Source organism: Streptomyces sp. M-16, from assembly GCF_052114405.1.
Lineage (GTDB): Bacteria > Actinomycetota > Actinomycetes > Streptomycetales > Streptomycetaceae > Streptomyces.
The window spans coordinates 38,863-59,223 of the sequence record NZ_JBFRER010000037.1 but is presented as its reverse complement, the minus strand read 5'-3'; the positions used below and the strand labels follow the sequence as shown (position 1 = coordinate 59,223).

Annotated in this window: 28 protein-coding genes; 12 read left to right on the top strand and 16 right to left on the bottom strand. The window is 68.8% G+C overall.

Features of this window, described 5'->3' with window-relative positions:
• Window positions 1-230: 230 nt before the first annotated feature.
• Window positions 231-869, top strand: a complete 639-nt coding sequence (locus tag AB4039_RS19270) for a hypothetical protein (RefSeq protein WP_442271314.1) — start codon at window positions 231-233, stop codon at window positions 867-869.
• Window positions 870-998: 129 nt separating this feature from the next.
• Entirely contained in the window at window positions 999-1,214 is a 216-nt protein-coding gene (locus AB4039_RS19265) for a hypothetical protein (RefSeq protein WP_442271313.1), read from the top strand.
• A gap of 64 nt (window positions 1,215-1,278) precedes the next feature.
• On the opposite strand, the gene AB4039_RS19260 is transcribed toward AB4039_RS19265, so the two are convergent.
• The 4 genes from AB4039_RS19260 to AB4039_RS19245 form a co-directional block, all read right to left on the bottom strand.
• Window positions 1,279-1,563, bottom strand: coding sequence for a hypothetical protein (locus AB4039_RS19260; protein WP_442271312.1), 285 nt, complete (start codon window positions 1,561-1,563; stop codon window positions 1,279-1,281).
• Between the two features lie 38 nt (window positions 1,564-1,601).
• Window positions 1,602-1,943 (bottom strand): hypothetical protein, encoded by a 342-nt coding sequence (locus AB4039_RS19255; protein ID WP_442271311.1) that lies wholly within the window; start codon window positions 1,941-1,943, stop codon window positions 1,602-1,604.
• A 48-nt stretch (window positions 1,944-1,991) separates the two neighbouring features.
• Window positions 1,992-2,393 carry a DUF3307 domain-containing protein gene (locus AB4039_RS19250; RefSeq protein ID WP_442271310.1) on the bottom strand — a complete coding sequence of 134 codons (402 nt, stop codon included), beginning with the start codon at window positions 2,391-2,393 and terminating at the stop codon, window positions 1,992-1,994.
• A 90-nt stretch (window positions 2,394-2,483) separates the two neighbouring features.
• Entirely contained in the window at window positions 2,484-2,933 is a 450-nt protein-coding gene (locus tag AB4039_RS19245) for a hypothetical protein (RefSeq protein ID WP_442271309.1), read from the bottom strand.
• A 219-nt stretch (window positions 2,934-3,152) separates the two neighbouring features.
• Between AB4039_RS19245 and AB4039_RS19240 the strand changes: the two genes are divergently transcribed.
• A complete protein-coding gene (locus tag AB4039_RS19240; RefSeq protein ID WP_442271308.1) occupies window positions 3,153-4,325 on the top strand; it encodes a TniQ family protein in 1,173 nt (390 codons plus the stop codon).
• 740 nt (window positions 4,326-5,065) lie between these two features.
• Entirely contained in the window at window positions 5,066-5,233 is a 168-nt protein-coding gene (locus tag AB4039_RS19235; protein ID WP_442271307.1) for a hypothetical protein, read from the top strand.
• On the opposite strand, the gene dapF is transcribed toward AB4039_RS19235, so the two are convergent.
• A complete protein-coding gene (dapF, locus tag AB4039_RS19230; protein WP_442271306.1) occupies window positions 5,230-6,123 on the bottom strand; it encodes a diaminopimelate epimerase in 894 nt (297 codons plus the stop codon). The genes AB4039_RS19235 and dapF overlap by 4 nt on opposite strands.
• Window positions 6,120-6,374: a hypothetical protein gene (locus tag AB4039_RS19225; protein ID WP_442271305.1), complete on the bottom strand. Its 255-nt coding sequence runs from the start codon at window positions 6,372-6,374 to the stop codon at window positions 6,120-6,122. Before AB4039_RS19225 ends, dapF begins: the two co-directional genes overlap by 4 nt.
• Window positions 6,375-6,532: 158 nt before the next feature.
• On the opposite strand from AB4039_RS19225, the gene AB4039_RS19220 reads away from it, so the two are divergent.
• The 3 genes from AB4039_RS19220 (at window position 6,533) to AB4039_RS19210 (ending at window position 9,489) form a co-directional block, all read left to right on the top strand.
• A complete protein-coding gene (locus AB4039_RS19220; protein WP_442271304.1) occupies window positions 6,533-7,288 on the top strand; it encodes a GntR family transcriptional regulator in 756 nt (251 codons plus the stop codon).
• Between the two features lie 112 nt (window positions 7,289-7,400).
• Window positions 7,401-8,309, top strand: a complete 909-nt coding sequence (locus tag AB4039_RS19215; protein ID WP_442271303.1) for a hypothetical protein — start codon at window positions 7,401-7,403, stop codon at window positions 8,307-8,309.
• A gap of 34 nt (window positions 8,310-8,343) precedes the next feature.
• Window positions 8,344-9,489 (top strand): PIN domain-containing protein, encoded by a 1,146-nt coding sequence (locus AB4039_RS19210; RefSeq protein ID WP_442271302.1) that lies wholly within the window; start codon window positions 8,344-8,346, stop codon window positions 9,487-9,489.
• Window positions 9,490-9,599: 110 nt separating this feature from the next.
• On the opposite strand, the gene AB4039_RS19205 is transcribed toward AB4039_RS19210, so the two are convergent.
• The gene (locus AB4039_RS19205) at window positions 9,600-9,869 is read right to left on the bottom strand and encodes a hypothetical protein (RefSeq protein WP_442271301.1); all 270 of its coding nucleotides are present in this window, start codon (window positions 9,867-9,869) and stop codon (window positions 9,600-9,602) included.
• Between the two features lie 174 nt (window positions 9,870-10,043).
• Here AB4039_RS19205 and AB4039_RS19200 point away from each other — a divergent pair, with 174 nt between their 5' ends.
• Complete coding sequence (locus AB4039_RS19200; RefSeq protein ID WP_442271300.1) at window positions 10,044-11,069, top strand: fatty acid desaturase; 1,026 nt, start codon at window positions 10,044-10,046, stop codon at window positions 11,067-11,069.
• Window positions 11,070-11,133: 64 nt separating this feature from the next.
• Here the strand turns inward: AB4039_RS19200 and ku are convergent, their stop codons facing one another.
• Window positions 11,134-12,036, bottom strand: coding sequence for a non-homologous end joining protein Ku (gene ku / locus AB4039_RS19195; protein WP_442271299.1), 903 nt, complete (start codon window positions 12,034-12,036; stop codon window positions 11,134-11,136).
• A gap of 400 nt (window positions 12,037-12,436) precedes the next feature.
• Here ku and AB4039_RS19190 point away from each other — a divergent pair, with 400 nt between their 5' ends.
• A complete protein-coding gene (locus AB4039_RS19190; RefSeq protein ID WP_442271298.1) occupies window positions 12,437-12,922 on the top strand; it encodes a helix-turn-helix transcriptional regulator in 486 nt (161 codons plus the stop codon).
• Here AB4039_RS19190 and AB4039_RS19185 read toward each other — a convergent pair.
• Window positions 12,866-13,549 (bottom strand): hypothetical protein, encoded by a 684-nt coding sequence (locus AB4039_RS19185; protein ID WP_442271297.1) that lies wholly within the window; start codon window positions 13,547-13,549, stop codon window positions 12,866-12,868. The genes AB4039_RS19190 and AB4039_RS19185 overlap by 57 nt on opposite strands.
• Before the next feature lie 133 nt (window positions 13,550-13,682).
• Between AB4039_RS19185 and AB4039_RS19180 the strand changes: the two genes are divergently transcribed.
• Window positions 13,683-13,922: a hypothetical protein gene (locus AB4039_RS19180; protein ID WP_442271296.1), complete on the top strand. Its 240-nt coding sequence runs from the start codon at window positions 13,683-13,685 to the stop codon at window positions 13,920-13,922.
• 188 nt (window positions 13,923-14,110) lie between these two features.
• On the top strand, window positions 14,111-14,425 hold the full coding sequence (locus AB4039_RS19175; RefSeq protein ID WP_442271295.1) for a DUF6233 domain-containing protein: 315 nt from the start codon (window positions 14,111-14,113) through the stop codon (window positions 14,423-14,425).
• Between the two features lie 9 nt (window positions 14,426-14,434).
• On the opposite strand, the gene AB4039_RS19170 is transcribed toward AB4039_RS19175, so the two are convergent.
• From AB4039_RS19170 to AB4039_RS19145, 6 genes are all read right to left on the bottom strand, one after another.
• Window positions 14,435-14,680: a helix-turn-helix domain-containing protein gene (locus tag AB4039_RS19170; protein WP_442271315.1), complete on the bottom strand. Its 246-nt coding sequence runs from the start codon at window positions 14,678-14,680 to the stop codon at window positions 14,435-14,437.
• A 128-nt stretch (window positions 14,681-14,808) separates the two neighbouring features.
• Window positions 14,809-15,315, bottom strand: coding sequence for an RNA polymerase sigma factor (locus AB4039_RS19165; protein ID WP_442271294.1), 507 nt, complete (start codon window positions 15,313-15,315; stop codon window positions 14,809-14,811).
• 29 nt (window positions 15,316-15,344) lie between these two features.
• Window positions 15,345-15,617, bottom strand: a complete 273-nt coding sequence (locus AB4039_RS19160; protein ID WP_442271293.1) for a hypothetical protein — start codon at window positions 15,615-15,617, stop codon at window positions 15,345-15,347.
• A gap of 149 nt (window positions 15,618-15,766) precedes the next feature.
• The gene (locus AB4039_RS19155; RefSeq protein ID WP_442271292.1) at window positions 15,767-16,105 is read right to left on the bottom strand and encodes a hypothetical protein; all 339 of its coding nucleotides are present in this window, start codon (window positions 16,103-16,105) and stop codon (window positions 15,767-15,769) included.
• Between the two features lie 201 nt (window positions 16,106-16,306).
• Window positions 16,307-18,220, bottom strand: coding sequence for a DEAD/DEAH box helicase family protein (locus AB4039_RS19150; RefSeq protein WP_442271291.1), 1,914 nt, complete (start codon window positions 18,218-18,220; stop codon window positions 16,307-16,309).
• A gap of 196 nt (window positions 18,221-18,416) precedes the next feature.
• Complete coding sequence (locus AB4039_RS19145; RefSeq protein ID WP_442271290.1) at window positions 18,417-18,968, bottom strand: hypothetical protein; 552 nt, start codon at window positions 18,966-18,968, stop codon at window positions 18,417-18,419.
• A gap of 358 nt (window positions 18,969-19,326) precedes the next feature.
• Between AB4039_RS19145 and AB4039_RS19140 the strand changes: the two genes are divergently transcribed.
• Entirely contained in the window at window positions 19,327-20,013 is a 687-nt protein-coding gene (locus tag AB4039_RS19140; RefSeq protein ID WP_442271289.1) for a zinc finger domain-containing protein, read from the top strand.
• A 63-nt stretch (window positions 20,014-20,076) separates the two neighbouring features.
• On the opposite strand, the gene AB4039_RS19135 is transcribed toward AB4039_RS19140, so the two are convergent.
• Window positions 20,077-20,277 carry a hypothetical protein gene (locus tag AB4039_RS19135; protein WP_442271288.1) on the bottom strand — a complete coding sequence of 67 codons (201 nt, stop codon included), beginning with the start codon at window positions 20,275-20,277 and terminating at the stop codon, window positions 20,077-20,079.
• Window positions 20,278-20,361: the final 84 nt, after the last annotated feature.

Genomic DNA, 20,361 nt, shown 5'->3' with positions numbered 1-20,361 from the left:
GAGCGGGTATCGAGGCGCGCTGCGCCTCGCACCGCGTGGGCGGCGCTCCGCGCCACCCCGTCCCCGCGTCTGAGGCGTCGTCAGCTCCGGTGCGCGCGGAGCGCGTTCGGAGTGAGGCTCGGCGCTTCGCGCCGACGTGTAGGGGCCCGGGGGCGGGGACCTCCTCCCCGCGTCGCTTCGCTCCTTTGGGTGATCGTGGTTTGCAAACTAGGAAAGGCATGATGAGCGGCATGGAGAAGCTGGGGAAGCACCAGGGGAACGCGAAGGTGAGCTTCGAGCTCAGGGCGCGCCTGGACGCTGTGTTGAAGGAGCAGAAGGCGTACCGCCGGGAGCTGGCGGGCGACGAGCGGTGGAGCGTGCGGGGCCTGAGCCGACAGGAAGCTGCGGGGGTGCGGGCGGCGTGGCGCCGGGAGCAGGAGCGGCTGCGGAAGGCCGGCGAGCTGCTCGACACAATCGACGTGCTCGCCATACACGGCATTGAGCTGGAGCTGAGGGATCGCGGCTGGTGGGACAGGCGCTGGCCTGCGGTGCCCGCCGAGGCGATGGACCCCGGGCGTTGGCCAGGATCGAGAGACGGCGGATTCCCCAAGCAGGTGCCGCTTCGACTTCCTCAGCCGCTGGCGCGGAAGGTGTATGCGGCCTGCTGGCACACCTCCTACAAGTCGATCGTCGCGCTGCGGGAGTGGCGTGACCTGCACCCCGACATCGTCCCGGGCCGACGTCGGCGTGAGCCGGGCGATCGGGAGATCGCGCTGGAGGAGTACGAGCGACTGGCCGCCCAGGTGACGACGGTGGGTGACGTCTACCGAGGTGGGCTCCTGCGGGGAATCAGGGCCGCCGAGGCTCTGCGACCCAGGGTTGCAAACTAGAAAGAGGCTGGTCAAAGCCCTGCCGGTGTTTGCGAAGGCTGATGGCCCGGAGCTCTGGTGCGGTGGCGGCCACCACCCGTTCGGGTGCGGGCGGATGCTGCCGGACCTGGGCTGTCCGAGGCTGGGCGCATGTCCGCCAAGCTGGTCATCTACCCGCCCGACGAGAACGGCTGGCGCCGGGTGCGGTACGACGGCGTCGCCATTGGGGTCGCCCACCGCCCGGCCGACATCCGCGTCTTCCTCGCCGCGGCCGGCCTGGAGACCGCGGAGGACGTCGACCTGACGGACCCCGGCTTTGTGGAGTGGAGGGGCGGCGGGCCCGAGGAGTGGGAGCCTGCCCAGTAGAGCGCGGAACGCCACTCAGGCCCTGCCGTCGGGCAGGGCCTGAGTGGCGTGCTGTGCACGGCATCTACTGGGAGGCGTCGCGTACGGCCTGGCGGCCGGCTTCGGTGATGGCGAAGAAGTGCGGGTGCCCGCGGTGGATGTGTTCGGGGTCCGGGCTCCCCTGGACGTGGCCGCAGTCGTCGATGCTGTCGGCGTAGCCGAGCTCCTCCAGCGCGATCTCGTCGGTGGGGCGGAGCCAGATCTTCTCCCCCGCGTCGGTGGTTTCGATCAGCGGGCCGATGTTGCCCTTGGGGTGGGCGACGGCGTTCTGTAGGGCCTTGAGCCGCTTGGGAGTGAGCCGGGGAGCCATCGGGTGCTGTCCTTCCTGTTCGGGCGCTGAGGGGGTTTCTACAGCCAGTGGAAGGCGTTGCGGATGTCGCTGGCGGCGCCGGAGAGGTTGTCGCCCTCCAGGCGGATGTCGAAGTCGTACGGGTCGACGTCGGGCTGGTCGAGCTCGGCCATGACGGCCTCGCTGGCGGCGTCGAGGACGCCAGCGAACGCCTCGTGGAGCTGGGCGGCCTTGAGTGCGTCGACGATGCTCTCGTAGTCGGCGCCGCGCTTGATGGCGTCGCCGAGGAGGCGCAGCGCGGCCGCGGCGGCCGGGGCGAGGTCGGCGAGTGCGGAGGCGTCGGCGCGGGCGGCCGGGCTCTCGATGGCGGTGATCCGGGCGATGTCCTTCGAGTGCTCCATGGTGGTCCTCCTTGAGGAAGCGGCGGGCGGTTGCGGTGGGGCGCGGGGTCAGACGGTGGCGGCGAGGAAGAGCGCGGCGATCCCGAGGGCCAGGGCGTGCGCGGTCTGGTCGACGTGGGCGGCGCCCCCGTGCTGGGCCCATCCCTCCTGGCGGGCGAGGCGCATCCAGCGGGCCACGGGCCAGCGCCTGTCAATGAACCCGTGGGTCGCCCCGATCCAGAGCAGGGCCGCGGCGGCTGGCCAGGCGGAGAGCGTCACTTCGTCCAGGGCCAGGGCGCCGAGGCCGAGCGCGGCGCCGCACAGCAGGACGTGGGTGGCGGCGTGGGTGAGGTTCGCGGTCCAGCCGGTGCGTCCGCAGGCGGCCTTGTGCTTGGCCTGGTGGTCGGTCTGGAAGGGGTAGTCGGCGAGCCAGTGGCCGAGGAGGAGGAGCACGAAGGTTGCTGCGAACATGGTGGTCTCCCTGGTCTGCGATCGGGTGAGGGACGGGGCGGCCGTGCGCCTGGCAGTGGACGGCCGCCCCCGCATTGGATGGTGCGGGGGTCAGTCGGTGTCGCCGCCGGTGATGACGACGCCGTTGTCGAAGACGATTCCGCCGTGGATGGTGTCGGCCTGGATGGGGCCGCCGGGCTGGTGGCCGGTCTGGCGCAGGCCCGCCTCGTAGGCGGCGCGGGCGGAGGAGCGCTTGCTCGGGTCGTCGTAGAGGATCGTGGCGATCTCGGCCCAGGAGAGACCGTCGCGGTCCTTGAGCTGGACGACCATGGCCCGGGTGCGGCGCTCCAGGTCCCGCTGGATGGCGGAGGTGGCCTGGGCGATCTGCCGCAGCTGCGCGGCGGGCAGGTCCTCGACGGCCGGGGTGCCCAGCGCGCTCAGCGCGTTCTCCAGGCGGCCGGACTCGATGGCCTGGGCGAGGTAGCCGCGGGCGTCGTCCGCCGTCGGGTTCCAGGTGATGGCGGCCGAGCTGCCGGTGGTCTTGGTGATGTCGACGCCCATGGTCGTGTTCCCCTCTCGGACTCTGCTGTGCGTTTTCCGCACACTTAGAGAATAGGAGTGTGCGGTTTACGCACACAAGGGGTTTCTGAAGATTCTTTCCATGAACTCGCCCCGGAACAGCTGCCGTTGCCCGGCGCAGGACCGACCCCCTTCCCGCGTCGTCGCGCTCTGGCCTGCACAACCCCCGTCCACAGGGCCGGTATGGAAACGTCCCGTCCCATGACACCTCGCACCGCCCCGTCGGCCCCCGCCCGCAAGAACAAGGCGCTCACCGCAGCCGGCCTCCCCATCAGGGTCCCGGTGATCCACGGCGAGACGACCGCTTCCTACCTCGCCCGCACCGCGTCGGCGAACGCCGTCGAACTCCCGCGCCTGCTCCGCGCCCTCCACAAGGGCCGGCTCCCCGCCAGCGCCACCCAGGTACAGCCCGGCACCCACGAAGTCGCCCTCACCGCCGAGTCCCTGGCCCGCCTGGCCGAACTCACCGGTCGCCAGGAGGACCAGCTGCGCCGCGCACTCCCCGGCCTCGGCTCCGAGCGTCCGCACACCGCCTCCGGCGCAGCCGTCACCGCCCGGCCCTGGCCGCAGACCCCCGGTGAACCCCCGCTGCCCGCCTGCCCGCTGTGCCTGGAGGAGGGAGCCTGGTTGACCGGGGCCGGACACCGGTGGCGGCCCTGCGCCTGCGGACGCCGCTGGGAATGCGGCGACGACGGCGGCTACCTCATCGACACCACCCCGCTCCCCGAGCTCGGCCGCGCCCTGGCCGAGCACCGGAGCCTGAACCACCGCGTCGGCCCGGCCGGTGACGCCCTGGTCGCCGACGCCCACCAGGTCACCCTGTGGTGGTGGGTCTACCGCCAGGTCGCCTACGAGACCTGGCGAGAGCGGGAAGACGGCCTTGGCTTCGGCCGGCACCGGCGCCGGGCCGCCCCGGCGGTCGTCTACCCGGAGGCCGTCCGCCTGGCTGCGCTCATGGACCAGTGGGAGACCCGCCGGGCCCAGACGCCCGGCATCGAGCCCCGGCAGTGGCTCGCCGACGTCGCCGAGGAGTTCGGCGTTCCCGGCATCGCCGACGGCCGTGAAGCCCAACCGCTGTCCACTTGGCTCGAGCTGCACCCGCCGCTTGGCGAACTCCCGGCAGACGAGCCAGTGAAGGCCGCTGAGGGGCGCTGGGAGCTGCTCCCCGCTCTCCACCACCGGCCGGAGGACCGCGGGCCCTTCCAGACCCGCTCCTGTCTTCGCTGGGTGTACGGGCTGCCGCTCACCTCCACCACCGCACTGTGCAAGCACTGCGGAGGCCGTGAGCCCAGCTGCCGGTGGGTTCCCGCGGACGACTGCCCCCGCAACCCCTCCCCCGCGTCCCGGAACACCCCGCCCACCAGCGCCCGGTGACAGAACAGGGCCTCCGCTCGGAACACGGCTGTTCCTCATTCCCGGCGACACGCCGAGAACAGCGGCCATCGCCTCGCGCATGTACGCGTACTTGGGTCCGGCCTGGGGAGAACACCAGGAACACCCGGAACGGGGCCTCTGACCTGCACAAACATCCCTGAAAAGTGTTCCTGCCGGGGGTGGGAACACTCAGAAACGCACCGAAAAACAGGCGACACGCCCGACCGCGTTGTCACAAAAGCACGCGCCATGCCCGACCGCGTTACAGGGATCTACCTGGGCAAATCGGTATTTCGAGCTCTCGGAAGCTGGCGAAAGCGCGCGGAGAAAATGAACGGGGACCAGGAACACTTGACACGCCCGATAGGATCGCCACCAGTGGTGCGGAGCAGCCACCCAGCGATGCACCGGTAGACGCCCCCGGAACCCGTTCCCGTACCCCTCCCACCGGTCCTGAACAGAAACCGGGAACAGGCGGGAACACTTGACACACCGGATAGGATCGCCACCAGCGACGCGGAGCGTAGCCCAGCGATTCCGAAAAGGATCCGCAGCAGGAACGCCCCGCCCCAGGAACAGAAACGAGCCCCGGACCGATCCACGGTCCGGGGCTCGCTCGTTTTCTGACCAGAGGCAGGAACACTCCCGCGGAGCCCAGGCAGGAACGGACGCCGGCTGCCCCCGCGGGCCCGATCGCGAGGCCGAGACACAAGCCTCCCGCCCTCTCTACGGTGCGCGCCATGAAGATCCTGTTGATGCACGGACCAGAACACGGCCGAACGATCACCGCCGACCAGTACTGCGGGGACTTCCAGGAAGTCCACCGCACCCCGGACGGATACAGCTACCAGCTCACTGACCGGCAGGACGACCGTGGCCGCCAGATCGCCGTCGGCTACCCGGACTAGCCAGCTGCCGCGGCACGAGCTATGCCGGAGCCGTGGCCGTCCCGGAGCCCGAGGGTTCCGCGGGCGGTGATCTGGGCGGGGCCGCTCAGGGTCATGGCGCCGTCGGCGTCGACGTCGATGCGCAGACGGCCGCCGGGGAAGTCGACGTCGTAGCGGGACGGCTCGGCGGGCTGGGGGCCGCGGTGGCGGACGGCGGCGACGGCCGCGCAGGCTCCGGTGCCGCACGAGGGGGTTTCACCGACACCGCGTTCGTGGACACGCAGCACAAGGTGGCCGGAGCCGAGGTTGCGGACGAACTCCACCGTCGTGCCGTGCGGGTAAGCGTTCGCTGGGGTCACCGCGGGCGCCTCCCGGAGCTCTCCCGCGTGGGCGAGGTCCTTGACGACGGCCACGGCGTGGGGGTTGCCGACGTCGACGTGCAGGGCACGCCATCGCCGCTCCCCCACCGCCACGGTGATCCGTGCCGGGCCGGGCAGCGTCGGGCAGCCCATGGCGACGGCGACATCCGCGTGCGGGTCCGCGGGGACGGTCAGGTCGCGCAGGCCGGCGCGGGTGGCGAGGGAGAGGGGGCCGGGCGGGTGGTGCCCGGCGGCGACGAGGTAGCGGCCCACCAGGCGGGCGCCGTTGCCGCACATTGCGCCCTCGGAGCCGTCGGCGTTGCGGTAGTCCATGAACCATTCGGCCTGGTCGGTCATCGTGAAGGCTTCGGGGTGCGCGGTGGTGCGGACCAGGCGCAGCAGCCCGTCGGCGCCGATGCCCTCGCGCCGACTGCACAGCCGCGCGACGTCGTCCGCGTCGAGCGCGAGTCGGCCGTGGGGGTCGTCCAGGATCAGGAAGTCGTTGCCGGTGCCGTGGCCCTTGGCGAAGGGGATGTCGGTGAGAGCGTTCATGGGCTGGGCTGGTCTCCTGGGGCGAAGCGCAGCCAGACGCGACTGCTGGTGGCTGTGGTGGTCATGCCGTACGAGGAGCCGAGCTCGAGCACGTCGACTAAGGACTGCCAGTTGGCGGTGAGCCGGTCGTCGACGTCGGCAGAGATGGTCAGGCCGGAGGCATCCGTGGTGATGTGCGGCTGGGCGCCGGTGAGTTCGGCGAGCCGGTCCAGGGCTATGTGGATGTTGGTGCTGTGCTGTGCGCTGGCCACGGTGTCCCCCATCGACCCACCGGGTTTCACCCTCGGTGCTTCTAGTGCACGAGCTGTTAGCTGGTGCACTAGATTGCCAAAGTCGGGCGCCTGCCGCCACTCCGCTTGCGGCACACCGGCACTGACCGGCAGTCAGCACTTCCCGGGCGAGGAGAACCATGGCCGACAGCACCCCGGCCGGCTACCAGCGCGTCGCCGACGCCTTCCGCGAGCGGATTACCGACGGCACCTGGCCCCCCGGCCACCGCCTCCCTTCCCGCACCCAGCTCGGCGCCGAGTTCGGCGAGGGCGAGAACGTCATCCGCAAGGCACAGGAGACGCTCATCTCCGAGGGCCTTCTGGAGGGCCGTCCCGGCGCCGGCACCTACGTGCGCGCCCCCCGCCCGCGCCTGCACATGCAGCGCTGCCCCGCTCCCGGCACCCCGCCGGTCCCCCTGGCTCCGGCCGGGATCTCGACCTGGGACGCCCACAGCACCGCCAAAACCCCCGCGCCCACAGACATCGCCGCCCGCCTGGCCATCACCGCAGGCGACCCGTGCGTGCGCACCGAGTACGAGTTCCTCGACGCCCACCGCCAGCCCGTGATGACCGCGATCAGCTGGGAACCGATGGCCATCACCGGCGGCACCGTCGTGGTCCTGCCCGACGGCGGACCCTTCGCCGGCCGCAGCGTCCTCGACCGCATGGCCCACCTGGACATCACCATCACGCGCACCGTGGAACGGCCCCGCCCGGTCCAGGTCGACCGCGACCAGGCCCAGAAGCTCGGCGTTCCCGCCGGGACCCTGGCCACCCTGATCGAGCGCACCTTCTACGACGGCGACAACCGCCCGGTGGAGACCGCGGACCTGCTCGTCCCCGCCGACCGCTGGGACATCGACTACGACATCGCCCTCACCGCGTCGCCCGCGTGACCACGCACGCCGCGAACCGGGAGCGATGACCATCCGGATACACCGATTCCTCGGCCCCGAGGAATCACGACCCGCCGCCCGACCGGACGGCGGACTGGGGGAGGAGCCGACCATGTCCGAGGCTGTACGCCGTGATCCGCTCAGCCGGGCCACCGCCGCGTTAGGGTCACCAGCCCTCGGCACGGCCATAGGAATCGTGGGCCTGGTAGTCCCCGTCGTCGGCTGGGCCGTCGACCGCGTCAACCTCAAGGCCCTGCTCGCCATCCAGGCCGTCCTTATCATCGTCCTGGCCGCAGGCCACCTGTGGGTGCGCAAGAACTTCATCCCGCTGCGCCGGGCCAATAACCTCAAAGCCATGGATGACGCCGCGTACTACGACCGGGTCCGTGCACAACTCGAAGCCGAACTCATCTCCGACTACGGCGAGATCGCCGACGGCCACCTGCGGGTCTACGCCTCAGAAGTGCCCCGCCTGTCCGTCCTGCTGGTCAACACCATCACCGAGGCCCAGTCCCAGCCCCAGCGGATCCTGGCCGCAGACCTCACCACCAACCCCACCCTGCTCACCGGCCGCCGCGAGTACATCGCCGCCAACCGCCGCTTCACCGAGGCCGGCGGACGCATCGACCGCCTGTTCATCGTCTGGGCCGCCGACCTCGCCAAGGAGGAATTCGCCCGCTCCCTGCTGGAGCTCATCGGCCAGCACCGCGACCTCGGCGTTACCTGCGGCCTCGCCGTCCGCGACCGCCTGCGCGCCGACCAGGCCGTCGACGTCGTCATCTTCGCGGGCGCCGCAGCCCTGGTCGAGGAGGAGCAGGGCGACGCCGACTACAACCGCGGCCGCTCCTCCGTCTACTTCAAGGGCGTCGGCCGCTGGTCCGGCAGGTTCGAAAGCGTGTGGGGCCATGGAGCCGACTCCGCCCCCCGCGTCCTCCAGACCTACGAGGCCACCGCCCGCCCCATGCTCGACGCCAGTACCTGGGACGGCACCCGCATCACGGCCACCGTCGCCAGCCTGTAGATCCTCATCGTCCGTCCGCACCGTGGGGGAACCTGTGATCGTTCTCGATACCAACCAGTTCTCAAAGTCTTTCTTCCCCCACGGGCCGGCTCTCGGCATGATCCGTAAGATCGCGTCGTTCCGCGGCCGTGCGCTGGCCATCCCGGAGATGGTCGCGACCGAGCTGGTAGCCCACCACCAGCACGAAGTAGAGCTGAACCTCAAGGCGGCCCACACCGCACTCGGAGCACTCAGCGGCGCCTTCCACCAAGACCTGCTCGCCCCAGTCCGCGCGCTCTCGGTCCGTGACGCGGTCGAAAAGTACCGGGCCTCGCTGGAGCAGGTGTTCACCATCCTGCCCTCCCCTCCCGGTGCAGCAGAGGAAGCTCTGCGCAGGGAAGCTCACCGAATGCCGCCGGCCGAGCAGGTATGGACGGACGGCAAGAACAAGGTCAAGGCACGCGGGGCTCGTGACACGGCGATCTGGCTCACCCTTCTCGCCGCGGCCGAGACCCAGAAGGAGCTTTGGTTCCTCTCTTACGACAAGGACTTCGGTTCAGCCGACGGCTTTCATCCAGCGTTGGCCGACGAGGCGCAGAACAGGCTCGGCGAGTCGTCCACGTGCCTTCGTCTCATGCACAGCGGCATCAAGCAGCTGCTCGAAGAGTTGGCCGAGCCGTTCCCCGCTCCTGTCCAGGAGGTCGAGAGGATCATGCGGGGTGCGTCCGTACGAATGGCCGTGGCCGACCACACGCACGGTCTGCACGCGCTCCGCACGCTCATGCCTCTCAACTTCCAGACCGCATCGATCATCTTCTCCAATGGGCCGGACTTGCGGGTCGATGAGGTCATGGAGCCCAAGGCATACAAGGTCGGCGAGCGGATCTGGTTCAGCGCCCGTCTTCGCTGGCATGGGGAACAGACGTACTCCGTCGTCCAGCCGGAGGAGACGACCTGGGCGCAAAGGGTCGTCTACTCCTTCGACACCACTGTCCTGATTGCACGAGGTGAAGAAGGTGCCGCCTCAGCGGAGGTCGTCGCGACCGGCCCATTCCTGTTCAAGGACCGCCGCTTCGTGGCTGCCGAAGTTGATGGGTTCGTCTGGCCCGGCGAGCAACGAATCCCGGAGCCTGCGCAGCCCTTCGCCCAGAACGTGACGCCGCCGGCCGAAACCCCCGCTGCAGCCCTGCCCGACTCCTGACTCTGCACGAACTCTTACCCGCTCCGCAGCACGAAGAAGGGACCGCAGCCCACCGGGCGCGGTCCCTTCTTCCTTGCCGTACTTCAGGCGCCGCGGGCGCCGATCGTTCGTTACTGGCCGGGGTTCCTGCCGACCAGCTGCGTGAGGAGCTCGACGATCTGCGCCTGGTTGCGGTCCATCTTGTCGCTGAGGGCCTGCACCTCGCCCGCGAATGCCTCGCGCAGCTCGTGCACATCGTTGCGGACGCCCGTGACGGAGTGCTCCACCGACATCAGGCGGTTGTCGAGGCCCGCGATGTCCCCACGGAGGATCTGCAGGTTGTTCTCGTAGCGGCGGGTCAGGGCCGCGATCTCGCCCTGTGCGAGCTCGTCCTCAGGCATGCCGTCCGTCCTCATCGTCAGGTGTCAGCCCCCAGTATCCCAGCCCGCCCAGCCACCCCTCCCCCGCGTCACAGCACGAGATGGCACTACGCGCCATGCAACTAGTGCACTAGATGTACTGTGCGTGGGAGTCGGGTGGGAGACGTGCCCACCCCCGTCCCACGGGATCCATCTATGCTCGCCGCCTTATCCCTGATCACAGCCGGGATACTCCTGCGCCAGGCCGACCGCACGCACTTCGCCCACCAGGCCCCGCACACCGCCCCCGCCACGGAACTCCTCGCCCTACAGCGCGCCCGCGCCAACAACCTCACCCCGGCCCTGCTGCTCGCCGGACAGTGGATCCAGATCACCGGATGGTGGCTCCTGGCCACCAACGGCCCCGTCCTCGCCACCGCGGCCGCCGTCGGCATCGCCGTGCAGCTCCGCCACCTGCAAGAGATCAGCCACCACGCCATCCACGGCGTCCTCGCCCGCACCCGACGCGCCAACCGCCTCCTCGCCGAGACCTTCGCCCACCACCCCCTCGGCCTGGTCCCCGTCGAGCTGCGCCACCAACGGCACGTACGCGACCACCACCCCGCCGCCACCCTCACCGGCGACCCCAACCTCACCGACCTCCACCAGGCCGGCCTGCGCCCCGGGATCACCCCCGCCCGCTTCGCCCTCGCCCTGATCCGCCCGCTCACCCCCGCCGGGGTCGCCGCCACCCTCGCCACGCTCGCCCAAGACCTGCGCGGGCACCACGGCCGTCTCGCCACGCTCCTCGCCGTCCCGGCCGCCGCCTACCTGGCCGCTGGATGGACCGGCGTCATCGCGGGCTGGCTCGTGCCGCGCCTGCTGCTCTACCCGCTGCTCGCCTGGTGGAGCCTGATCGTCGAACACACCTGGTTCGACCCTGAGCACCGCACCGGCACCCAGGCCCACATCGAGGCCGGCCGCTGCCTGCGCCTGTACCCCCGCAACCGCATCCTCGCCGCAGTGGCCGCCGCCACCTGGCTCCCCTACGGCGACCTCCACCACTACGCCCACTCCGCCCATTCCGGCCTGCGCTGGAACTACCTCCCCGCCCTCGAACGACACCTCCCGGCCCCCCACTTCACCCCCGACGGCCTGGCCCTCGGCCCCAACACCGTGGCCACCCGCCACCACCAAGCCCTCACCGCACCCACCACCAGGCAGGCACCGGCCGAGCGGTAGTCCGCTCCCCCTCACACCGCGGCCCCGTAACCAGACGCTGGTTACAGGGCCGCAGCCGTTCTGTTCAGGCGCTGTGCGGCGGCTTTCGTTTCGCCGCCGTCTTCTTCGTGGGGCCCGCCGCGGGCTTCACGGCCTTCTTCGACGTCTTCCTTGCCGAGGGAAGGTCGTGAACCTCGGCGGGCGCAGCGTTCTCCCCGCGGGCTGCGCGTGCGTTGCGTACAGACTGCTGGAGCGCGGCCATCAGATCGACGACCTTGGCCGCAGTGACCGGTTCCTTGGCCGGCTCCACCTGGCGGCCAGCCTCCTTCGCCGCGATGACCTCCTCGACGGCGTCACGGTAGGCGTCGCGCTGCTCGGAAAGGTCGAACCCGGACGACAGAGCGGCGGCGAGCTCGACGGCAGCGTCGATCTCTTCGTCGGTCACTTCCACGGCCGGGGCGGGGACCGCGTCGGCCGGACGGATCTCATCGCTCCACCGCATCTGATGCAAGGCGATCACATCGCCGACCACCCGAAGGAGGCCCAGGCGCTCGCGGTCGCGCATCGAGTACTTCGCCACCGCGACCCGGCTGGAGCGCTCCAGGGCCTTGCGGAGCAGCACGTACGGCTTCAGAGCCGCAGGCCCGTCCGGAGAGAGGTAGTACGCCACCCCGATCTGCACCGGATCGATAATGGCGGCCGGCAGGAACCCGGCGAGCTCGATCGTGCGGGCGGTCGGCAGGGGCAGAGAGTCGAGGTCTTCGTCGGTGACGGGGATGACCGCGGTCGCGGTCTCGTAGCCGCGCACGATCTCGGCTGCGGAGACCTCCTGGCCGTCGAGCTCACACACTTTCCGTACCCGCACCCGGCCGCCGTCGGCGAGGTGGATCTGCCGGAAGGCGACGTCATGCGACTCGGTGGCTGGCCAGACCTTACAAGGCACGGTGACCAGGCCAAAGCTGATCGCGCCGCTCCAGACGGGCCGCATCGGAACCTCCTGCTCGTGCCCCCTGCCTCCAGCCTCGCACCCGCGGATGTACGCGGCGGTGAGGTAAATCTGACCGACGGCGTCGCACCAAGCAGCTGGGCGGGGTTACGTGGTTCCGGGCGAGTCAGCACAGCGCCGGAGATCGGCGTACAGCCGTGCGGTCACCCTGGGCTCGCCTGGTACGCGCCGGATACTCGGAGTGCCGCAGGTAGCCCAGCAGCGACCCTAGGTCCTCCGCCGCGGCCCGCACAGTGGCCTAGTCCCGGCGGGTGGTGTCCAAGACCAGGAGGCCAGGCTCGCTGACGTGGATCGAGTCACCCACACGCGGAGCCTCGGTCCAAGTCAAAAAATGCACAAATTGGTAACACGGGAACATACTGTTTGATGTGCGGGTTTAGCTATGTCTAAAGTGCCTCCCACGACACTGCCACCGGAGGAGTTGTTCATGGGGCCGCGCAATGCCAAAAAGTACGCGACGGAGGCGCTGGAAGGCCGTCTGCCAGTGGAGCTTGGTCGGCTGCCTCGGGATGTCGCGGCCACGATCGAATGGTTTCTGGAGCGGTACGGGGTCGCGCAAAACCAGTTGGCCTTGGACCTAGGAGTCACGGAAAGCCGCGTCAGCCAGATCCTGTCTGGGGACGCGAATCTCACCCTGCGCTCACTGGCGGCGGTCGCAGCCGCCTTGGACGCCCACTTCGAAATAGACCTCGTCCCCAACGACCCTGGTCGAGCTCTCGTCAACCGACCAATGGACCCGGGAACAGTTGATGCCGTCTCGGAAGCACCGGACAGCCCAAGCCCTGCACGGGAGCCAGCCTCCGACTCGGTACTAGTGCGCGAACAAGTCAATTTTGTCGTACCCCCAGTCGTAGGCCAGACCGAGTAGGTTCCGCATGGTGGTGCGCATCCCCGTCTTGCAGTTGGCAGCCTGAATGTCTGCCTTCTCGATCGACGACAGGATCCCCTTGAGCTTCTTGCGTGCATCCGACTGGTCATCAGGGATGTGGTCGGACAACTTGTCGTACAGCGCCTGGGCGAAAGCGACGGCCGAGGCAGCGTGCGGGTTGAATCGGTCAAATCCCCTGGCGCACTGACTGTTGATCCAGTCTTGCCGGTCCGCCAGCATCCGGCGGTCCACCTTCTTGTGCAGCAAAGCCAGCAGCTTGCGTACCCACCCCGGGACTCCCGAGACGGGCATGCCCTCTGTCGGGGCTGTCCTTGCAGCTCTTGTTCCATGAATCGCGGCTGGCGCGCCTGCAGATGCGGCCGCAGCGGCTGCGGCTGGCCATGGCCCAGCGATGGCAGCTACGAGGACCGCGGTCAGAAGAATCGTCGTCACCGACCACAAGCCCGTCTTCAGCAAGCCGAACGGTCGCCGCCTGTTCGGTCCATCAGGGTCCGTTTGGCATCCGTAGACGAGGGAGACGGCCCCGCTGATCGCTGCAACAGCGAAGAACAGCCAGGTCCGGAGTGTCCCCCCTGACGCCCCCTGAACGTCGATCGCGAGCTGCATGCCTCGAAAGTATCGTTCTATCTCAACCTCCACATTTCAGGGTGGAAGAGTGAGCTCGGAACTGCTGCCGACCAGCTGGGGTCAGAGGGCGCAGTATTCGCGCGAATAATCGAACACCTGATTGAATTAGTGGATGAGGTCCATCCGCTTCCCCGACAGCCTGCTTGCACTGGAAAGGGCTTGGCTACAGATCTACGAGAACATGGCCCGCCAGCCCCCAGGAGCGGGCACCACCGTCCACTGGCGCCGCCTCCTGGACCTCGACCGCGCCATCTGGACCCACCCCTACTGGGCACGGCCGGGCCGCTCCCAGGCCGCCCAGGTCGAGCTGCGCCGGCAGGCCCGCGCATGGCGATGGGTGGAGGCGGCGTGAGTGACCGGAACGGTTCACGACCCGTGGCATGAGCCCGAGCCCTGGGCCCCGATCACCATGCTGCTGCCCGACGGCCGCAGCGCCTCCAGGTCCGGCTCTACGAGCGCCGCCGCGACGACGACGGCCCATGGCTCTACCGCATAGGCGCACCCATCTGGCAATACGACGGCGAGGGCGACGTCGCAGCGATGGAGTTCCGCACCTGGGTCACCGCCGACCAGCTCGAGCCCATCAAGGGCGTCGACCTTTCCGTCGTCCCGACCCATCGGGCCGTACACGAGCCGCCACCCGCCCGCTGGGGCTGGGTGCAACGGCCCAAGCCCGGCGGCCGAGGGTTCACCATCCACGATCACGACTGCGGCCTCGCTGCCGACGGCGGAGCCGAGCTGGGCATCGACGAGGCACTGGACGCCATGCTCCGCCCCGGAGCCGAGGCGTGCGACCGGTGCGACGCGGCCGCAGTCCTCGTCCCGATGCTCCAGCTCGGCCAGGGCTACGCATAGCTGGCCCGGCTACAGGGCCTCAGCCTCGCAGTATGTCTCGCGAAGGTATTCGTGCACTGCGTTCTCGGGCACGCGGAACGACCGCCCGACTCTGACGGCGGGGAGATGCCCGTTGTGTACCAGCTTGTAGACCGTCATCTTCGAGACCCGCATGACACTGGCGACCTCGGCGACGGTGAGGAAGGCGACCTCGGAAAGCGGCCGTTCGCCGGCGGAAGGCTTAGGGGGCGTGGCGCGATGGAGTGTGCTCTCCACCGGCGTCGGCACTGGCTGCTGGGCGAGACGTTCCTGAACACGGCACAATCGCTCCGCTGTGTCCACGGGATCGCTCCACAACTCGCCGACCGCCCGAGCGGCGTTCTGCAGCCTGTCTTCGATGTTCATCAGGCAGCTCCGTCCACATCTGTCAGAAGCGTTTCCAGGGTGGCACGGGCATGGTGGAGATGGGTCTTCACCGAACCGGTTGAGATGCCCATGATCTCCGCGATCTCGCTGAGCGGATGGTCGAACTGGAGCTGGAGAGCGATCGCGGTGGCCTGTTGCTGCGGAAGTTTGCGGACTGCGTCCAGGATCGTGAGCCGCTCCTCGCGCTGAGCCAGCCCATCACGGTGGCCCACCCTCCCAGGCAGCTCATGAGGGTCGGTGCTGATGCCGTGTCGTAGCCGCGCAGTCCGGGCTTTGCTCAAACGCTGCTGGGCCACCTTGAACAGCCACGCCTTGGGATTTTCCAACGAGGAGACCCGGTCCCAGTACTGGTGCGCGGCGATCATCGTTTCCTGTGCCGCGTCATCAAGCACTCCCGAATCACCCTCTAACCAGATCAGATACCGCCGGACATGCGGATCCCATTGCGTGAAGAACCGCGCGAACTCCACCGAGGTCGGCGCCACTCACTCCCCCTTGCCCTCATGCCGCCCGCTCAATGGGATCCGTTCTCGACGGTGTCTCCGGCGATGACGGTACGGCGCCCCTGAGCCGTATCTTCCACCCGCAGCCCGGCCCCCGGCAGCCGTTCCAGCATTACCACCAGGGTGGCCCGGCGCTCACGCTCCAGCCCGGCCTTCACCCGGCCCCTCGCCAGCTCGTGCAGAACATCCCAGAGATTCGAACTACCCCTCCGGGACCGGAGAATGAGACCCGCCAGCCCAAGCAGCACAGGGACACCCACCGCGGTCAGAACCTCAACGCTCACTGGCCGACTCCGCCTGCCTCGCGCCACAGCCCCTTGCCGCAGCCCTGCCTACTACAGGCTTGGAGGCCCTCCTCAGGTTGAAGAGGGCCTCAAGATTTTTCCGGGCCAGCACCAACCACCCTTCGGACGGGGCCGGCTGCGCGCGCACCTCAGCCCTGGAAGTGCCGGAAGTTCTTCTCCATCTGCCGGATCTCCTCGGCGTCCAGCCCCTTCTCGCGCGCCCACACCGAGAGCTCCTCCTCCCCGAAGTTGCCGACCGAGTCGAACGTGTCCCCGATCGACTCGATCCGATGCCAGGGGTAGAACATCTCCCCAACCTGGAAGAGAACCTGATCAGGCCGCTTCTCACTGCTGTTGAAGGAGTAGTTCCAGCATCCCGTGAGAGTGATCACCCGGTCATCTCGGGCCAGGAACCGTCCCGGTACATCGATCGACTCGACCAGCTCCGGATCGTCGTCCACGACGTTGGACAGCGTCACGGTCTTCATGTCCTCGTACAAGCCCACGATGTGCCTCTCACCAGCCAGAAGGGGTCATCCGACACAACTGCTGTCGCTGCCCCCAGGCAACTGGGTGCCGTCACGGCCCCCTCTCGCAGAGGAGCCGGTACGACGAAGGAGGCCAGCCCCTGACGAGGCTGGCCTCCAAGAGGCGGGACGCCGGTGTGCCGGAGGCGTCCCCCGCACCCGCTAGCGCCCGCGGGCGTTCCGCAGCTGGCGTTCGAGAACATCCACGCGCTTGTTCAGAGACTCCAGGGTGGCCGTCGCGATCGGTCCCTCGAACTGCTGGATGAGCTGGTGATGGATTAGCCCGTGAGGAGTGTCCGTGATGCGGCTGAGCTGGGCGACGAGGCGCTTGATCACACGACGGACATCCGTCTTCTGCGCCGTGAGGTCCTGCTCAGGTTCGGCAGACGGCTGAGCAGGGATCGTGGCCGTCGCCGTGGTCAAGAGCTTCCCGCCGGTGACCATGCGGATAGCCGAGGCCATCTGCGCCGGCGTCATCGTCGGCGGAGCTCCGACGGCCTCGGCGACGTTCTTGGCGCGGATGAGCTCGTCCTCGCTGTAGGACTGCCCGCCGTAGACCGTCGAGTGGTGGAGAGCCTCGCTGGAGTCGATGGGCTGCACGAGATCGAGCTGCAGCGTCGTCTGGGTCCCATCACCCCGCAGCTCCCGGGCGGCCTTTGCCTGCTCGGCCAGGACGGCCTCGACGGTCCGTTCGATGTCCTGGGCGTACTTGAGGAGCGGCTGGATCGACGGGATGAAGAGGGTGGCAGTCGTCTCATCCTCGGGCGACCGCATACGGACGAAGCGGCCGACCACCTGCCGGAAGAACATCTCGGTCTTCGTCCGGGACGCGTACACACCCACCGCGAGGCGCTTGATGTCGACGCCCTCCGACACCATCTGCACCGCGACGATCCACTTCGAGGTGCCCTTGCCGAACCGCGTGATGTGGTCGGAGGCATCCGGATCGTCCGAGATCGCGACCGTCGTCTTCTCACCGGTGATGGCGTCCAGGAGCGCCGCGTACTGCCGCGCCTTGTACTGGTCAGCTGCCACGACCAGACCGCCGGCGTCCGGAACCTCCTGGCGGAGCAGACTCAGCTCCTCGTCGGCCCGCCGCAGCACCGACCCGATCCACTTCCCCTCGTGGTCCAGCGCGGACCGCAGAGCATTCGTGAGGGTCTTCTCGTCCGTGTCGGCAAGGTCGGTGGAGATGATCGCGCCGGCATCCCGCCACCGCACGTTCCCATCGAGCGCCGGAAAGGCGATCGGACGGACCACGGTCCGGTCACGAAGAGCGGTGCCGTAGTCGTAGTTGTAGCTCGGCACGCACTTCCGCTGGTCGTCGTAGCTGACGAACGGAATGGGCCGGCCGTCCGACCGGAACGGCGTGCCGGACAGCAGGATCCGCCGGGCCGCCCCGTCGAACGCCTGCTTCAGCGCCGCACCCCACGAGAGATTGGCGTCCTCTCCCGCGTGATGGATCTCGTCGAAGACGACCAGCGTCCGCTTGCGGCTCACCATCCGCTGCCACAGCAGCGGCTGCGCCGCGATCGTCGCGTACGTGACCGCGACACCGTCGAAGTCACTCGCGTAGACGGTCTGCCCGTTGGAGAACGAGCGGTCCAGCTTGATGTTCAGCCGGTTGGCGGCCTCCGCCCACTGCTTTCGAAGATGTGACGTGGGGACCACCACGATGATCTTCTCGATCTCATGCCGGTCCATCAGCTTCTCGGCGGCGACCAGGGCGAACGTCGTCTTGCCTGCGCCAGGCGTCGCCACCGCGAGGAAGTCGTCGTTGTTCTTCAGGAAGCGACGCAGCGCCTCCTCCTGCCACACACGCAGTTCCACGAAGCGGTCTCCCTTGCTCAGATTGCAGGTGGGGCAAAGCGCTTGGCCGTTGGTGACGTCAGTGGCGCCGCCGACGGAGTAGGGCCGTACGTGATCGCCGTGCCAGCCGGGTTCGAGGGGCTGTCCGCACTCGGTGCACTGCCCGTCGGCCGCCAGGTAAAGGGCGACTCGCTCAGAGGAGTTGAAGCGTCGGCGTTGGTCGGGGGGAGGATCTTCGGTCATCTGGCTCCCGTCGTCGCTGACCACCTTTGGCCAGGAGATAACCGGAATCACCAGTGTGACAGCGATATGGCATGTGAATATGCGAAACCAGCAAGAATGCCCATGCCCACATCCCGGGCCAGGACTCCAACACCCACTCCCTGACACAGACGTAGTTCAACAGGGAGAGGGCTGACCCTTTGGGACAGCCCTCCACATCGAACACCCGTCAGTTCGCCGCCTACGCCACGGGGTCGGCTTCCTTGCCGTCACTCTCCAGACCCGCGTCGATCACCAGGCGGGGAACCGCACCGCTTGAAGTGTCAGGATCGATGGAGTCCACCAGGCTGGAGAACCGGGCATACAGGCGCTTTGACATTGCGTACCGCTGGGCGTCCTGAAGAACATGGTCAGCGCCTGCCGCCAGAACAGCCCGGAAGATCGTCAGACACCGCACCAGGTGAGGCCCCGACAACGTCACCGTGGCCATCCCGGTGCCCCGGTCAACACGGCACCGCTCCCCAGGGAAATGCTGCGAGTCGACCGACCCATGGAACGGGATGTGGAACCCGGTGCCCGGCGTAGGAAACACCAACCTCTCCACGAACGCCCAGGTGTCCTCATGGCAGACGATCACCACCGAAGACACCGCTGCGGCCGTCGACAGACGTAACCGGTGACGACCCTCGAACTCCTCCCTCGCAGCACTCTGCCGTGCCGCCTCCTCTGCACGCCGCTCCCTGCGCTCCTTGGCCGCAGCCAGCTGTTCAGACACCGACTTGAACAGGTTCACGCATCTCCCTCAACGAAGCCCGCCCGAGAGACGAGCACCCCAACGGTCAGGACCGTCATGCCCACACGGCGAACCCCCTATCCGGCCCGCGGGGACCCGGGACCGGTACCGCTCGGCCGCGGCTCCCGCCACCACCCTCGCCACGCGCAGCACCTTGCCGCAGAGAGCCGTTGACGTGCTGCGGTTGCCCAWAGGCAACCGCAGCACCCCAAGCCGCGACTCCGCTTGCCTCAAGGCGCGCGCGGGCAGGACCTGCCGAAGCCTCCCCCGGCGCCCACCTACCGCTCAGCAACGCGGCATCCCCCACACGCACACCACCATTCGGCCCCGGCGGCCGGCCGCCAATAGGGTGCGCGCCGTGAGCAGCAAATACGCCGACCTCGGCCGCCTGGGCCACTGCTGGCGGTGCGGAGACTCCGTCCAGGGCTACCCGGACCACGACGGCCAAGAAGTCGTCCTCGACGTCCGCGAAGCACCCACCCACCTCGTACCCGAAGAACTCCGTTGGAGAGTCAACGGCAACGGCATCGCCCTCCCGCTCGGCTGGACCGACCCCACCGACACCGTCCGCATCCGCCACGAACCCGTCTGCATCGCCAGCCCCCACCCCGGCCCCGAACCCCTGCGCAACCACCTCAACCGCGCCCACCCCATCGCCCGAGGCCACGAAAACGTAGCCGCGGCCCTCACCGATCAGCTGCGGAGCCAGAACCGCAACCCCACCTCGGACGACGTCCGCACCGTCCTATGCCCCCGCTGCGAGGCAGAACCGGACTTCCAGTGCGTCGACACCTCGGGCATCCCCCGCACGGCCAACCACAAAGAACGCGTCGTCGCGTTCCACCAAGCCCGCTACGACGCCTTCCCCGTCCCGCAGGTGGCCGGCCAGACGACGCGCCCGCTCCGGCCCTCACGCCACCAGGTCCGCACCATCCCGTGCCCCCGCTGCCCCGCTCCCGCAGGCCAGCCCTGCACGGACGACCAAGGACAACCCCGGACCGCCAACCACATGGAACGCGTCGACGCCTACACCAGCGACATCTGAAGCACACAGCAAGGAGGCCCAACCTTGAAGGGATGGGCCTCGGCGAACCGGTGCCAGCGATGGTCAGAACAGCGTGTCCTGGTCAGGTTCCTGGCGCGGTAACGGGGCGACGTCTTCGCCGTTCCACTTCTCTTCGAGGTGTTTGCGCCAGCCGGACGGAGGAGGCCACGGAACTCCCCACTCGGCAAGCTGTTTCTTGGTCCAGCCACCGTTTGCGGTCTGCGCGGCGGATACCTCGTCGGGCGAGGGCACGTAGCTCGTCATGACACGGATGGTTCCCAGCAAGCCCTGACCGCAACAACGGTGCCACCACGCGACTGGAGCGGACTTCCTTCCCGCGTCCCGCCG